This is a genomic window from Mumia spirodelae, assembly GCF_050632745.1.
GTDB lineage: Bacteria > Actinomycetota > Actinomycetes > Propionibacteriales > Nocardioidaceae > Mumia.
Window position 1 is genome coordinate 766531 of record NZ_JBODSD010000002.1, and the last position, 16098, is coordinate 782628.

The window sequence follows — 16098 nt, forward strand, 5'->3', positions numbered from 1 at the left end:
CGGCGACGGCGCGAAGATTCATCGAAGGATGAGCGGGCGGGCGCATGACGCGGCGCCCCCCTACGCTCGGGTGCGTGGGGACCAGCGTCTACATCGCCTCTGTCGAGGGGTTCACCGGCAAGTCGACGGTCGCGCTCGGCGTTGTCGAGCAGCTGTCGCGCCGCGTCCGGCGGGTCGGAGTCTTCCGGCCGGTCGTGCGCGCGGACGCGGACGCGACCGGAGGCCGCGACTACGTGCTCGACATGCTCGTCGCGCACGAGGCGGTCACCACCGCGTACGACGACGCCGTCGGTGTCTCCTACGACGAGATCCACACCGACCCGGTGGCCGCGATGGAGCGCATCATCGACCGGCACGCGGCCGTCGCGGCGGCCAGCGACGTGGTCGTCGTGGTCGGCACCGACTACACCGACGTCGCCGCGCCGACCGAGTTCGCCTACAACGCGCGGATCGCGGCCAACCTCGCGGCGCCGGTGCTGCTCGTCCTCAACGGTGCCGACCGCTCGCGGGCGGAGGTGGCCGGCGTCTCCGACGTCGCGGTCACCGAGCTCGAGGCCAACCACGCCGAGCTCTTCGCGGTGGTCGTCAACCGGGTGACGGACGCCGCGATCGCTCGGGACGTCGCGACGCTCGTCGAGCGCGACGTGCTGGTGTACGCGATCCCGGACGAGCCGCTGCTGTCCGCGCCGACGATCGCCGACCTGATGGCGGCGTGCGACGGGCATCTGGTCCGCGGCGACGAAGGACTGCTCGGCCGCGAGGCGAGCGGCTACGTGGTCGCGGCGATGACCCTGCCGAACGTGCTGGACCGGCTGTTCGAGAGCGCCGTCGTCATCACGCCGGGCGACCGGCCCGAGATCGTGCTCGGCGTGCTCACCGCCCACCTGTCGACCGAGTTCCCCCAGATCGCCGGGATCGTGCTCAACGGCGGGCTCGAGCTGCCCGAGCAGGTCGACCGCCTGCTCCGCGGGCTCGGAACCCGGATGCCGATCATCGCGACGTCGCTCGGCACCCACGCGACCTCCGAGGCGCTGACCGGGCAGCGCGGCCGCCTCACCCGCGACTCGCCGCGCAAGATCGCCACCGCGCTCGCCCTCTTCGGTGCGCACGTCGACGGCGACGCGCTCCTCGACCGGCTCGAGGTGTCGCGGACGACGGCGGTGACGCCGCTGATGTTCGAGCACACGGTGCTGGACCGCGCCACGGCCGACCGCAAGCACATCGTGCTGCCGGAGGGCGAGGACGAGCGCATCCTGAAGGCCGCCGACATCCTGCTCCGGCGCGGCGTCGCCGACCTCACCCTCCTCGGGGACCCGATCACGGTGGCGGCGCGGGCCGCGAGCCTCGGGGTCGACCTGTCCGCGGCGCGGATCACCGACCCCCGCACCTCCGACGACCTCGAGCACTTCGCGCAGGAGTACTACCGGCGGCGCAAGCACCGTGGTGTCGACCTCGAGGACGCGCGGACCACGGTCACCGACGTGTCGTACTTCGGCACGATGATGGTCGAGCTCGGGTTCGCCGACGGGATGGTCTCGGGTGCGGTCCACACGACGGCGCACACGATCCGCCCCGCGCTCGAGGTGGTCAAGACGGTCCCGGGCGTCTCGACCGTGTCGTCGGTCTTCTTCATGTGCCTCGAGAACCAGGTGCTGGTCTACGGCGACTGCGCGGTCGTCGTCGACCCCGACGCCGCCCAGCTCGCCGATATCGCGATCTCCTCGGCCCGGACCGCGGCGGCGTTCGGGATCGAGCCGCGGGTCGCGATGCTCTCGTACTCGACGGGCAGCTCCGGGAGCGGCGCCGACGTCGAGAAGGTCCTCAACGCGACCGGGCTCGCGCAGGAGCGCGCGCCGGAGCTGATGATCGAGGGCCCGATCCAGTACGACGCCGCGATCGACCTCGCGGTCGCCCGGACGAAGCTGCCCGAGTCCGAGGTGGCGGGTCGGGCGACCGTGTTCGTCTTCCCCGACCTCAACACGGGCAACAACACCTACAAGGCGGTTCAGCGCTCCGCGAGCGCGGTCGCGGTCGGCCCCGTCCTCCAAGGACTGCGCAAGCCGGTCAACGACCTCTCACGGGGGGCCACGGTGCGCGACATCGTCAACACCGTGGCCATCACCGCGATCCAGGCGCAGCAGCGCCTCAGCTCTCCTTCTTGAGCCGCTTCGCGTCCAGCGCCTTGCCGCCGTGCAGCACGGTGAGCAGCGACACGAACGACTTGTCCTGCTTCGCCGTCCGGCCGAAGCTCGTCAGCACCATCGCCGGCTTGAAGCGCGGCACGGTCACGGCGTGGGCGTAGGTGAACTCCTTCAGCCCGTCCTCGCCGTGGATCCTGCCGAAGCCGGACTCGCCCACGCCGCCGAACGGGAGGGCCGGGACGCCGGCGAACGACGTCACCGAGTTGACCGAGGTCATCCCCGAGCGGATCCGGTGCGCGATCTCCGCCGCACGCTTCTTGCCGAACACCGCTCCCCCGAGCCCGTACGACGTCGCGTTGGTGCGGCGCACCGCCTCGTCCATCGACGGCACCGGGTTGACGACGAGGGTCGGCCCGAAGGTCTCCTCCGTCACGGCGGGCGCGTCCTCGGGCACGTCGGTGAGGATCGTCGGCTGCACGAACCGCTCGCCGACCGCGTCGGGTCCGCCCACGACCGCCTTGCCGCCGCGCGCGACCGCGTCCTCGACGTGGCGCTTGATGATGGGGAGCTGGCCGGGCATGGTGATCGGCCCGAACTTCGCCTCCGGGTCCGAGCCCGCCCGGACGTCGGCGGCCTTGGCCGTGATCTCGCTGACGAACGCGTCGAAGACCTTCTCGTGGACGTACACGCGCTCGGTCCCGATGCAGGTCTGGCCGGCGTTGGACATGCCGCCCCACAGCGCCGCGTCGGCCGCCGCCTCGATGTCGGCGTCCTCGTCGACGATCAGTGCGTCCTTGCCCCCGGCCTCGATGACGACGGGCGTGAGGTTCTTGGCGGCGGCCTCCATCACCTTGCGACCGGTCCCCGGAGAGCCGGTGAACGCGACCTTGTCGACGCCGGACGAGGCGAGCGCGGCGCCCGTCTCGCCGAGCCCGGTCACGAGCTGCAGCACCGGGTAGTCGGACACGACCTCCGCGAAGGAGTCGACGAGCCACTTCCCGACGCCCGGCGTGTACTCCGACGGCTTGAACACGACCGCGTTGCCGGCCGCCAGGGCGTACGCGATCGAGCCCATCGGGGTGAAGACCGGGTAGTTCCACGGGCCGATGACCCCGATGACGCCGAGCGGCTTGTACTCGACGGTGGCCTTCTGGTTGACCATGAGCAGGCCCGGGTTGACCGTCCGGCGGCCGAGCAGCTTCTTGGCATGACCCGAGGCCCACGCGATGTGGTCGATCGCGAGGCCGATCTCGAGCACCGCGTCGCTGTGCGGCTTGCCGGTCTCGGCGTGCACGACGTCGGCGAGCTGGTGGATGCGGCGCGTGATCACGCCCTTCCAGCGGCCGAGCACGTCCTTGCGCCCGTCGAACCCGATCTCCGCCCACCACTGCGAGGCGAGGCGCGCGCGCTCGACCGCGGCGTCGACCTCCTCGCGCGTGGTCAGCGGGTAGGTGCCGACGACGTCGCCGGTCGCCGGGTCCAGCGAGTCGAAGGTCGTGGGAGCCGGCACCGCCTCGGACGCGGTCTTGTCGGCCTTGCGCGCTCGTCCGCGCTTCGGGGTCTCGCTGGTGGTGGTCATGGGGGTCCTCCGGGCTGTGAGGTACGGCACGTGCTGTACGCAGCCTACTGCTCGGTAGCGGGAGATCACAGACCCGCTTTGTTAGTCGGGATTCACATCGTCGAGGACGGCGTCAGCGCCGCGCGATGAGTTCGGCGCGCACGCCCGGTCGTACCGGCATGAGCGCTCCTCCTGCGGCGCGCGGACACGTCACGTCCGCGGACGGCACCTCGATCGCCGTCACCCGTCGCGGCTCCGGTCCGCCGGTCGTGCTGGTCGACGGCGCGCTCGCGTGCGGGCGGACCGACCCCGACCGCGGACTCGCCGTCGCCCTCGCGAGCCGGTTCACGGTGCTCGACTACGACCGGCGCGGACGCGGCGGCAGCACGGACACCCCGCCGTACGCCCCGGAGCGGGAGGTCGAGGACCTGGCGGCGGTCGCGTCCGCGGCGGGTCCGGGGGTCTGCGTGTTCGGGATGTCGGCCGGCGCCGTCCTCTCCCTGCGCGCCGTCGCGGCGGGAGTCCCGGTCCGCCGTCTCGCCGTCTACGAGCCCCCGTTCACCGGCGAGGTCGTCGGGGCGGCCGACGTACGACGCTCCCGCAAGGAGCTCGAGGCGATCCTGGCCGACGACGAGCGGGGACCTGCCCGGTTCGGCGACGCGGTGGCGAGCCTGATGACGCTGGCGGGGATGCCGAGGGAGATGGTCACGCTGGTGCGGCACACGCCGGTGTGGCGCGAGTACGAGGCGCTCGCGCCGACCCTGGCGTACGACCTGGCGGTGCTCGACGACGGGATCGTGCCGCGCCGGCGGCTCGAGGCGGTCGACGTGCCCACGCTCGTGCTCGACGGCGCCGCGAGCCCCGAGCTGCTGCGCCGACCGTCACGGATCGTCGCGTGCATGGTGCGGGCTGCGGCGTACCGCTCGCTGCCCGACCAGACCCACGACGTCGACCCCGCGGTCCTCGCCCCCGTGCTCGCGGACTTCTTCGCGTGAGCTAGCCGCCGCTGCGTGCACCCGCGGCTGCAACCGCGACGCGGGTCGGCGGCAGCGTGCGCCCGCGCAGCAGGTCGGCGGCCTTCTCGCCCACCATGATCGTCGGGGCGTTCGTGTTGCCGCGCGGCACCATCGGCATCACTGAGGCGTCCGCGACGCGCAGCCCCTCCACGCCCCGCACCCGCAGCTCCGGGTCGACCACGGCAGACTCGCCCGAGCCCATCGCGCACGTGCCGACCGGGTGGTAGAGCGTCTGGCTCTGCGCCCGGATGTGCTCGACGAGCTCGCTGTCGGTGGGCACCGCGCCGCGCGTCCTCGGCATCCAGAGGTCGACGAGGAAGCGCGCCAGCGGCCCCGACGTGACCGTCTCGAGCACCCGCCGCACGCCGGCGAGCATCGCGTCGAGGTCGGTCTGGTCGTCGTAGTACGCCGCGTCGATCTCCGGGTGCCACGTCGGGTCGGCCGAGCGCAGGCGCAGCGTGCCGCGGCTGGCGACGTTGACGAGGGTCGGAGCGGCGGTGAACATCTGCGCCTGCGGCTCGTGGAGCCCGTTGTCGTAGAAGCCGCTCGGAGCGACGTGCACCTGCAGGTCGGGGGCGGGCAGACCGTCCCGGCTGGCGAAGAACGCACCGGCCTCGCCGATGTTGGACGCCAGCGGCCCGGTGCCGGTCGCCTTCCAGCGCAGCAGGTTGACGAGGTTGCTCGCCTGCGCGAGGTCCGTCGTCCCGCGGGTGGTCCAGATCAGCGGCAGCGCCGGGTGGTCGTGCAGGTTGGACCCGACCCCCGGAAGGTCGGCGACCACGTCGATGCCGTGCTCGCGCAGGTGCGAGGCGGGCCCGATGCCCGAGAGCATCAGCAGCTGCGGGCTGTTGACCGCACCGCCGGCGAGGACGACCTCCGCGTCGGCGTGCGCGACCTGCTCGCCCCCGCCGAGGGCGTACGCGACGCCCGTCGCCCGACCACCCTCGACGACGACGCGGGTCGCGAGCGCCCCGGTGAGGACGGTGAGGTTGGGCCGGTCGAGCGCGGGAGCGAGGTAGGCGTCGGCGACCGACCAGCGGCGTCCCTTGCGGCAGGTGACCTGGTAGAGCCCCGCGCCCTCCTGCGCGGCGCCGTTGAAGTCGTCGGTGCGCGCGAAGCCCGAGGCCACCGCGGAGTCGACCCACGCCTGGCTCAGCTCGTGGGTGAAGACGCGGTCCTCGACGCGCAGCGGGCCGTCCGACCCGTGGTACGGCCCGGCGAGCCGCGTGTTGCCCTCCGCGCGGACGAAGTAGGGAAGGACGTCCTCGTAGCCCCAGCCGGTCGCGCCGTAGCCGTCGCGCCAGGTGTCGTAGTCCAGCGCGTTGCCGCGGATGTAGATCATCGCGTTCATCGACGAGCACCCGCCGAGGGCCTTCATCCGCGGCCAGTACGCGCGTCGGCCGTGGAGCTGCTTCTGCTCGGTGGTCGTGTAGTTCCAGTCCCAGCGGGTCTTGAAGAGGCTCGAGAACGCTGCCGGGATCGTCACCTCGTCGGCGTCCGCCGCTGGCCCCGCCTCGAGGAGCAGCACCCTCACGGAGGGGTCCTCGGTCAGTCGTGCCGCCACCACCGCGCCCGCGCTCCCGGCGCCCACCACCACGTAGTCGTACGACGTCATGCCGCAGTGTGACACACCTCATAGAGGGCCGGGAGAGGCCGTGCTCGACCCGACGACAACAGGGATCGCGGCGTCTTCCACGGCCGATGAAACATGAGGCTTGCCTCAGGTAAATGTTGAGGCATCCCTCATGTTTGCGCCATGATGATGACGGCCACGACCGTGTACCACCAGGAAGCTCGAGGGACTCGTGACGATCATCGACACCCCGACCACCCGGACGACGACGCACGACCACCGCACGCGGCTGGTCGACGCCTTGAACGACGCGACCCCGTACGCGATCGCGTTCGGAGGTCAGGGCAGCCCGTGGCTGGAGCCGCTGAGCGACCTCCTGCGAACCTACGCGCTGGGTCCGCAGCTGCACGCGCTCTGCGCCGAGGCCGAGCACCGGCTGTCGCCCGTCGCCGGGGACCTCGCCCGCATCCCGCTGCCGTTCACGCCGCTGGCGTGGGCCGACGCGCTCGCGGTCGCGGAGTCGGCGGCCAGCGACGAGGCTCCCGCGGCGCCGGACACCGACCTGCTCACGCAGCCGGCCGTGTCCGTCCCGGGCATCCTGCTCGCCCAGCTCGCCGGCATCGAGGCGCTGCGCCTGCAGGGTCTCGACCCGACCACCAGCACCCCCACCGCGGTCGTGAGCCACTCGCAGGGCGTGCTGGCCGCCGAGGCCCTGGCCGGGCACGACTCCTCCGAGGTCCTGGCCGTCGCCCGCCTCGTCGGCGCCGCCATCCAGCTCACCGCGCAGCGCAGGGGACTGCTCGGCGACACGATGCTGGCGGTCCGCCGCGTCGATCCGGCGGAGGTCGAGCGTCTCCTGGCCGAGGTGGAGGGCGTCGACGTCGATCTCGCCCTCCGCAACGGCCGTCGTACGGTCGTGCTCAGCGGGCCCGCGGACGACCTCGTCACCGTCCAGCGCCACCTCGAGCGCGAGGCGCAGACCCAGGCCGCGCTGCGCGAGCGCAAGGTCACCGGAGGAACCCCGTTCTCGCCGGTCTTCGAGACGCTGGAGCCGCGCGCGGCGTTCCACCACCACGGACTCACCGAGGCCGGGGACCTGGTCGCCGACTGGGCCTCCGCCTGCGGCATCGACCCTGCCTGGGCGCGCGACGTCGCGACGCGGGCCGTCATCGCCCCCGGGGACTGGGTCCGCGACCTCGAGTCGGCCCTCGACACCGGCGCGGAGTGGATCCTCGACCTCGGCCCCGGCAACCTCGCGTCGCTCCTCGCCGACTACGAGGCGACCGCCCGCGGCGTCGGGCTCGTGGCCCCCGCGACCCGCCAGGGCCAGCGCATCCTCACCACCCCCGGCGCCGCCCCGCGCCGCCCCCTCCCGTGGTCCGCGTACGCGCCGAAGCCCGTCACGCTCCCCGACGGCCGCACCGTCGTCGAGACGCGGTTCACCCGCCTCACGGGCCGCTCGCCCATCCTGCTCGCGGGCATGACGCCCACGACCGTGGACGCGGGCATCGTCGCCGCTGCCGCGAACGCCGGCTTCTGGGCCGAGCTCGCGGGTGGTGGTCAGGTCACCGAGGGCATCTTCGCCGACCGGGTCGACGAGCTCACCGGGCTCCTCGAGCCCGGACGCACGTTCGCGTTCAACGCTCTCTACCTCGACCCGTACCTGTGGAAGATGCAGCTCGGCCAGCAGCGCCTGGTCCAGCGCGCGCGGGCCAACGGCGCCGCGGTGGACGCGGTCGTCGTCAGCGCCGGCATCCCCGAGCTGCCCGACGCCGTCGCGCTGGTCGAGGAGCTCCGCGAGGCCGGGATCTCGTACGTCGTCTTCAAGCCCGGCACCGTCAAGCAGATCCGCGAGGTGCTCGCGATCGCCCGCGAGGCCGCGCCGGTCCCGATCGTCGTCCACGTCGAGGGCGGCAAGGCCGGCGGGCACCACTCGTGGGAGGACCTGGACGACCTCCTCCTCACCACGTACGCCCAGCTGCGCGCCCAGGACAACGTCGTGGTCTGCGTCGGTGGCGGCATCGGCACGCCGCAGGCGGCCTCGGAGTACCTCACGGGCGCCTGGGCACGCCGCCACGGCTACCCCGCGATGCCGCTCGACGGCATCCTGGTCGGCACCGCCGCGATGGCGACGCTCGAGGCCACCACCTCGCCGCAGGTCAAGGAGATGCTGGTCGCCACGCCCGGCACCCCGGAGTGGGTCGGCGCCGGTCGCGCCGAGGCCGGGATGGCCTCCGGACGCAGCCAGCTCGGCGCCGACATCCACGAGATCGACAACGCCGCCTCGCGCGCCGGCCGCATCCTCGACGAGGTCGCCGGGGACGCCGAGGCCGTCGCCGCACGGCGCGACGAGATCATCGCCGCGATCGCCCCGACCGCCAAGCCCTACTTCGGCGACGTCACGACGATGACGTACGCCGCCTGGCTGGCGCGCTACGCCGAGCTGGCGGGCGCGGAGCCGGGCGAGAACGAGATCACCGGCGCCGGCGCGGAGAACTGGCTCGACGTCACGCTGCGCGACCGGTTCCACGCGATGGTCCAGCGTGCCGAGGCCCGCCTCGCCGACGCCGACCACGGGGACATCGCGACGCTGTTCGCCGACGCGGACGCCGTGAACGACCCGCACGCCGCGATCGGCGCGCTGCTCGCCGCGTACCCGCAGGCCACGGAGGTCACCCTGCACCCGGCCGACGTCGCGTTCTTCGTCGAGGTGTGCCGTCGCCCGGGCAAGCCGGTGCCGTTCGTGCCGGTCCTCGACGCCGACGTGCGCCGCTGGTACCGCTCGGACTCCCTCTGGCAGGCGCACGACGCCCGCTACCCCGCCGACGCCGTCTGCATCATCCCCGGCCCGGTCGCGGTCGGCGGGATCACCCGCGTCGACGAGCCCGTCGCGGACCTGCTGCGCCGCTTCGAGGACGAGACCGTCGACGACGTGCTCACCGCCGGGGCGCTGACCTCGCGCGTGGTGGGACGCCGCCGGGTCGACGCGGCCGACGACGTGCTCGGGCTCGTGCTCGCCGCTCCGGACGTCGCCTGGGCGGGCCGCACGGTCCGCAACCCGGTCCACCGCCTCGGCGTCGACTGGGTCATCGTCGAGCCCTCGCGGGCCGAGCACCCCGAGACCGGTGCCGTGCTGTTCACCGACGGCCCCGACGCGGTGCTCGAGGTGCCGCTCGGCGGCGACCGGTCGCTGTCGGTCCGGATCGAGGTCGCCGACGCCGCCGACGGCGGCGCGCCGGTCGTGAGCGCGACCAGCGCCGTGTCCGCGATGCGCAGCCTCGTCGGCGTCGCCGCGGGCGGGTCGCTGCCGGCCACCCACGACGGCACCGCGCGCGCCACCGTCACCTGGTCGGGCGACCTCGGATCCGACCACGCCGCGGTCACCGACGGCGCCGTCGTCCGCGGCAGCCGTCCGGCGCCCGACGCCCTCGTCGGTCTGGCCTGGCCCTCGGTCTTCGCCGTCCTCGGCGAGGCCCGCGTCCCGGGCTCCGACGTCCAGGTCGTCGAGGGCATGCTCGACCTCGTCCACCTCGACCACGCGATCCGTCTCGCGACCGACCTCCCGGCCGAGCCGACCACGCTGTCGGTCGAGGCGCGGCTCGCCGGCGTCGAGGACTCCGGCGTCGGCCGCGTCGTCACCATCGACGTCAACGTCCGCACGGAGTCCGGCGACGACCTGGCGACGCTGCGCGAGCGCTTCGCGATCCGCGGCCGCAACGGCGCCGCCGACCTGAGCGACCCCGCGGTCGCCGGCGGCGCGGCACGTGGCCCGGTGGCCGACACCCCGCGCCGTACGCGGGCCGAGAAGACCCTCGCGGCGCCGACCGACCTGCGGGCGTTCGCCGCGGTCACCGGGGACCACAACCCGATCCACACCAGCGTCGCCGCCGCGCGCCTCGCCGGCCTGGGCGACCCGATCGTCCACGGCATGTGGCTGTCGGCGACCGCCCAGCAGATGCTCGGCGACCGGCACGTCGACGGGTGGACGACGCGCTTCCTCGCGCCGGTCCGCCCCGGCGCGACGGTGGAGCTGAAGGCGGTCCGCACGGGCCTCGACGCCGGTGCGGAGATCCTCGAGGTCACCGCCCGCAGCGAGGGCGAGCTCGTGCTCGCCGCCACGGCGCGGATCGCTCCGCCGCGGACGGCGTACGCGTTCCCGGGCCAGGGCATCCAGCACGCCGGGATGGGCATGGCGGGCTACCGCCGGAGCAAGGCCGCCCGCGAGATCTGGGACCGGGCCGACGCGCACACGCGCAAGGTCCTCGGCTTCTCCATCCTCACCGTCGTCCAGGACAACCCGACGGTGGTCGTCGCCAACGGCGTCACGCACAAGCACCCCGACGGCGTCCTGTTCCTCACCCAGTTCACGCAGGTCGCGATGGCCGTGCTCGGCTCGGCGCAGATCGCGGAGCTGCGCGAGGCCGGCGCGTTCGTCGACGACGCGGTGCTGGCGGGCCACTCGGTCGGTGAGTACAACGCGCTGTCGGCCGTCTCGGGCGTCATCAGCCTGGAGGCCGTGATCGAGGTCGTCTTCCAGCGCGGCTCGGTCATGCACACGCTGGTCCCCCGTGATGCCGAGGGCCGCAGCGACTACCGCCTCGCAGCGATCCGGCCGAGCCAGATCGGTCTGGCCGACGACGAGGTCACGGCGTACGTCGCCCGGATCTCGGAGGAGACCGGCGAGTTCCTGGAGATCGCCAACTACAACCTGCGCGGCTCGCAGTACGCGATCGCCGGCACGGTGAAGGGTCTCGAGGCGCTCGAGGCCGACATCGCGAAGCGCCGGGCGGAGTTCGGCGGCAAGGCCGCGTTCATCCTCGTCCCGGGCATCGACGTGCCGTTCCACTCCCGCGTCCTGCGCGGAGGCGTGCCGGACTTCCGCCACCGCCTCGAGGAGCTGCTGCCGGAGACGATCGACCCGTCGATCCTGCTCGGCCGCTACGTCCCGAACCTCGTGCCGCGGCCGTTCACGCTCGACCGCGCGTTCGTCGCGGAGATCGCCGAGACGGTGCCGTCCGCGCCGCTGGAGGAGGTCCTCGCCGACTACGACGCGTGGGCCGCGACCCCGGGCCGCCTCGCGCGCCGCCTGCTCGTCGAGCTGCTCGCGTGGCAGTTCGCCAGCCCGGTCCGCTGGATCGAGACGCAGGACCTGATGTTCGGCGACCTCGGTGTCGAGCGCTTCGTCGAGGTCGGCGTGGCCAACGCGCCGACGGTGGCGAACCTCGCGTCGGCGACGCTGAAGCTGCCGACGTCCCCCGACCGCCCGATCGAGGTCGTCAACATCGAGCGCGAGGCGTCCGTCGTCTTCGCGACCGACACCGACCCCGAGCCGGCGGCGGACGAGCCGGTGGAGGCCCCGGCGGCCGAGACCGCTCCTCCGAGCGCCGGTGCAACCCCACCCAAGTCGGCTGATGCTGCAACGGTTCCCTCCTCCGCTGCAGCATCAGCTTCCACCGCCGACCTCGGCTTCGACGCCGCGGACGCGACGACGGTCCTGCTCGCCTGGTGGACCAAGATGCGCCTCGACCAGATCGGCGCCGCCGACTCGATCGAGTCCCTCTGCGACGGCGCGTCCTCGCGGCGCAACCAGCTGCTCGTCGACCTCGGCGGGGAGCTCGCCCTGGGCGCGATCGACGGTGCCGCCGACGCCGACCTGCCGACGCTGTCGGGCCAGGTCAAGGGCCTCGCACGGGCGTACAAGCCGTTCGGCCCGGTCCTCTCCAGCGCCCTCGGCGACCACCTCGCCAAGATCCTCGGTCCGACGGGCAAGCGCCCGTCGGCGATCACCGACCGCGTCACCGGCGTGTGGCAGCTCGGCCCCGGCTGGGCCAGCCACGTGACGGCCGAGCTCGCGCTCGCCACCCGTGAGGGCAGCAGCGTGCGCGGCGGCGCGTTCGGCGAGCTCGGTGCGCCCACCAGCGCCGCAGAGCTCGACGCCGCGATCGACGCCGCGGTGCAGACCGTCGGCGCCCGCCACGGCGTCGCGGTCGCGATGCCGAGCGCCGGTGGGGGCGACGTGACTGTCGACGCCGCCGCGCTGGGCGAGATCACCGCCGGGATCACCGGGCCCGACGGGGTGCTCGCGTCGACGGCGCGCCACCTCCTGAAGACCCTGGGGCTGTCGGAGGCCACGGCCGTCTCCAGCGACCAGGACGCGGCCGACGCCGCCGTCCTCGCCCAGGTCGAGGCGGAGCTGGGCAACGACTGGGCCCGCCTGACGGCCCCGGCGTTCGACGCCCGGCGTGCGCTCCTGCTCGACGACCGGTGGGCCAGCGCCCGCGAGGACGTCGCGCGGCTCGCGTCCGGCGAGCCGGTCGTCGCCACGGTCGAGACCTTCGCCGGCACCGGCGAGGACGTCGCGTCGCAGGCGCGCTGGTGGGCGGAGCGTACCGAGGACACCGTCCTCGCCGACCGGCTCACCTCCCTCGCCGAGGCGGCCCTGGACACGACTCCGGGCACCTGGTCGGACGACGTCGCCGTCGTCACCGGCGCGAGCACGGGCTCGATCGCCGCGTCGGTCGTCGGCCGGCTGCTCGCCGGCGGCGCCACGGTGGTCGCGACCACGTCGCGCCTCGACCAGTCCAAGCTGCGCGCGTTCAAGGAGCTCTACCGGACGCACGCCCGCGCCGGTGCCCGCCTCTGGGTGGTCCCCGCGAACCTCGCGTCGTTCGCCGACGTCGACGCCCTCGCCTCCTGGGTGACCGAGGAGCAGACGACGACCTCGGGAGGCACCACGACGGTGACGAAGCCCGCGCTGACGCCGACGCTGCTGTTCCCGTTCGCGGCCGGCCGCGTGGCAGGCGACCTCACCGAGGTCGGGTCGCGCTCCGAGGTCGACATGCGGATCCTGCTCTGGTCGGTCGAGCGGCTGGTCGCCGCCCTGGCCACCACGGGCCGGGCCCACGACCTCGCGTCCTCGCTGCACGTCGTCCTGCCGGGCTCCCCGAACCGGGGCACCTTCGGGGGCGACGGGGCGTACGGCGAGGCGAAGGCGGCCCTCGACGCGATCACGGCCAAGTGGTCCTCGGAGGCGACCTGGAGCGAGCGCGTCACGCTCGTGCACGCGATCATCGGCTGGGTCCGCGGGACCGGGCTGATGGGCGGCAACGACCCGCTGGTCGAGGCCGTCGAGCGCGCCGGGGTCCGCACGTGGTCCACCGACGAGATGGCCGACGCGCTGCTCGAGCGGGCGACAGCCGACGTCCGGGCACAGGCCCGGACCGCCCCCGTCACTGCTGATCTGACGGGTGGGCTCGGCGAGGCCGACCTCGACCTCGGGGCGCTCGCCCGCGAGGCGTCGGCGACCGCAACCGGCAGCACCCGCTCCGCCGACGAGGCCGTGGCGACGATCGCCGCGCTCGCCCCGTCCCCGGCGCAGCTGCCGGCCCGCCCGACGGTCTCGTGGCCGAGCATCTCGGCACGGCCCGAGGACCTCGTGGTGATCGTCGGCGCCGGCGAGCTCGGGCCGTACGGCTCGGCGCGCACGCGCTTCGAGTACGAGGTGTCCGCGGAGCTGTCCGCGGCCGGCGTCCTCGAGCTCGCGTGGTCCACCGGCCTCGTGGCGTGGGACAACGGCGGCTGGTACGACGTGGAGTCGGGCGAGCCCGTCGCGGAGTCCGAGCTGCACGAGCGCTACCACGACGCCGTGGTCGAGCGGTGCGGCATCCGTCGCTACGCCGACGACGGCGCGCTGGTCGACACCTCGACGCCGCTGCTGGCGCGGGCCTACCTGGACGAGGACATCACGTTCTCCGTCGGGACCGAGGCGGCCGCGCGGGCGATGTACGACGCCGACCCGGAGCGTACGGTCATCGCACCGGGGCCCGACGGCGACTGGACGGTGACCCGCAAGGCCGGCACCGAGATCCGCGTCCCGCGGCGCCTCGCGCTGACCCGCACGATCGGCGGCCAGATCCCGACCGGCTTCGACCCCGCCGTGTGGGGCGTCCCGGCCGAGATGCTCGAGTCGCTGGACCGGGTGGCCGTCTGGAACCTCGTCTGCACCGTCGACGCGTTCCTGTCGTCGGGCTTCAGCCCGGCCGAGCTCATGCGCTGGGTCCACCCGGCCGCGGTCGCCAGCACGCAGGGCACCGGCATGGGCGGCATGACGTCGATGCGCTCGCTCTACGTGGACACGCTCCTCGGCGAGGCCAAGCAGAACGACATCCTCCAGGAGGCGCTGCCCAACGTCATCGCGGCGCACGTCATGCAGTCGTACGTCGGTGGCTACGGCGCGATGATCCACCCGGTCGCCGCCTGCGCGACGAGCGCGGTGTCGGTCGAGGAGGGTGCGGACAAGATCCGCCTCGGCAAGGCCGACTTCGTGGTCGCCGGCGGCTTCGACGACCTGTCGACCGAGGGCATCGTCGGGTTCGCCGACATGTCCGCGACGGCCGACTCGGGCGTGATGCTCGCCAAGGGCATCGACCCGCGCTACGTCAGCCGGGCGAACGACCGGCGGCGCGGCGGGTTCGTCGAGAGCCAGGGCGGCGGCACGATCCTCCTCGCACGCGGCGACGTCGCGCTGCGGATGGGGCTGCCGGTCCTCGGCGTGGTCGCGTACGCGGGCTCCTTCGCCGACGGCGTGCACACGTCGATCCCCGCCCCGGGGCTCGGCGCGCTGGCCTCGGCCCGTGGCGGCGCCCAGTCGCCGCTGGGCCGCGGGCTCGCCGCCCTCGGGCTCGGGGCCGACGACGTGGCGGTCGTGTCGAAGCACGACACCTCCACCGCGGCGAACGACCCCAACGAGTCCGAGCTGCACGAGCGGATCGCGGCGTCGCTGGGCCGTACCGACGGCAACCCGCTGTTCGTCGTGTCGCAGAAGACGCTGACCGGCCACTCGAAGGGCGGTGCGGCCGCGTTCCAGATGATCGGGCTCTGCCAGGTCCTGAGCACCCAGGTGCTGCCGCCGAACCGGAGCCTGGACTGCGTCGACGACGCGCTCGACGAGAACCCGCACCTGGTGTGGCTGCGCGAGCCGCTGGCCGCGCCTGCGCCGATCCGCGCGGGCCTGGTCACGAGCCTCGGCTTCGGCCACGTCGCGGCGCTCGTCGCGATCGCCCACCCGGAGGCGTTCCTCGCCACGCTCGACGCGAGCGAGCGCGAGGAGTACGAGCGGGCGGCGCGGGCTCGTGAGGTCTCGGGCCGGCTGCGGCTCGTGCGCGCGATGTACGGCGGCCCCGCGCCGTACCAGCGACCCGTCGGACGCCGTCTCGGCGACTCCGGCGTGCGGGAGCGGGAGGCCTCGATCCTCCTCGACCCGCAGGCACGTCTCGGTGCGGACGGCACGTACGCGGTGGGGGTTGGGAACGCCGCGTCCGCTGGGGGAACGTCCGCACCGGGCGCGGGGGACGGCACGCCGAGCACGCCGTGAGCGTGCTCGGGGTGGGCGTGGACCTGGTCCACGTCCCGTCGTTCGCCGAGCAGCTGGCTCAGCCGGGAAGCCGGTTCGACCAGCTGTTCACCCCCGGCGAGCGAGGTGACGCGTCGGACGGCTCTGCCGACCGCTCGCGTCACCTCGCTGCGCGGTGGGCGGCGAAGGAGGCGGTCGTGAAGGCCTGGTCGGCCTCGCTCCACGGCTCCCCGCCGGTGGTGGAGGAGACGAAGGCGCTGGCCGCGATCGAGGTCGTCAAGGACCTTTGGGGCCGTCCGCGGATCGTGCTGCACTCCCCCGTGCGGGAGCACCTGGACGCGTCGGCGATCCACCTGTCGCTGTCGCACGACGGCGACTACGCGATCGCGTACGTCGTCCTCACCGGCTGACCCGCCGCCGGCACGGTTTGCCACGCCAACGGCGTGCGTCGCCCCGCG

General features: G+C 73.8%; 6 protein-coding genes. 4 read left to right on the plus strand and 2 right to left on the minus strand.

Annotated features, from left to right (window positions below; all coding sequences use genetic code 11):
* The first annotated feature begins 74 nt into the window (after positions 1–74).
* Positions 75–2162, plus strand: coding sequence for a phosphate acetyltransferase (gene pta, locus ACQSSQ_RS13195; RefSeq protein ID WP_431327530.1), 2088 nt, complete (start codon positions 75–77; stop codon positions 2160–2162).
* On the opposite strand, the gene ACQSSQ_RS13200 is transcribed toward pta, so the two are convergent.
* Positions 2146–3720 carry an aldehyde dehydrogenase family protein gene (locus ACQSSQ_RS13200; protein WP_431327531.1) on the minus strand — a complete coding sequence of 525 codons (1575 nt, stop codon included), beginning with the start codon at positions 3718–3720 and terminating at the stop codon, positions 2146–2148. The genes pta and ACQSSQ_RS13200 overlap by 17 nt on opposite strands.
* 158 nt (positions 3721–3878) lie before the next feature.
* Between ACQSSQ_RS13200 and ACQSSQ_RS13205 the strand changes: the two genes are divergently transcribed.
* A complete protein-coding gene (locus ACQSSQ_RS13205; protein ID WP_431327532.1) occupies positions 3879–4694 on the plus strand; it encodes an alpha/beta fold hydrolase in 816 nt (271 codons plus the stop codon).
* Between the two features lies 1 nt (position 4695).
* Here the strand turns inward: ACQSSQ_RS13205 and ACQSSQ_RS13210 are convergent, their stop codons facing one another.
* Positions 4696–6330, minus strand: a complete 1635-nt coding sequence (locus ACQSSQ_RS13210) for a GMC family oxidoreductase (RefSeq protein WP_431327533.1) — start codon at positions 6328–6330, stop codon at positions 4696–4698.
* A gap of 190 nt (positions 6331–6520) precedes the next feature.
* Between ACQSSQ_RS13210 and ACQSSQ_RS13215 the strand changes: the two genes are divergently transcribed.
* A complete protein-coding gene (locus ACQSSQ_RS13215) occupies positions 6521–15661 on the plus strand; it encodes a fatty acid synthase subunit beta domain-containing protein (RefSeq protein WP_431327534.1) in 9141 nt (3046 codons plus the stop codon).
* Positions 15658–16050: a holo-ACP synthase AcpS gene (gene acpS, locus ACQSSQ_RS13220; RefSeq protein WP_431327535.1), complete on the plus strand. Its 393-nt coding sequence runs from the start codon at positions 15658–15660 to the stop codon at positions 16048–16050. Before ACQSSQ_RS13215 ends, acpS begins: the two co-directional genes overlap by 4 nt.
* Positions 16051–16098 lie beyond the last annotated feature (48 nt).

Coding starts and splice junctions, on each gene's coding strand:
- ACQSSQ_RS13205 (WP_431327532.1), top strand. CDS start 3,879: ATGAGCGCTCCTCCTGCGGCGCGCGGACACGTCACGTCCGCGGACGGC.
- ACQSSQ_RS13200 (WP_431327531.1), bottom strand. CDS start 3,720: ATGACCACCACCAGCGAGACCCCGAAGCGCGGACGAGCGCGCAAGGCC.
- ACQSSQ_RS13210 (WP_431327533.1), bottom strand. CDS start 6,330: ATGACGTCGTACGACTACGTGGTGGTGGGCGCCGGGAGCGCGGGCGCG.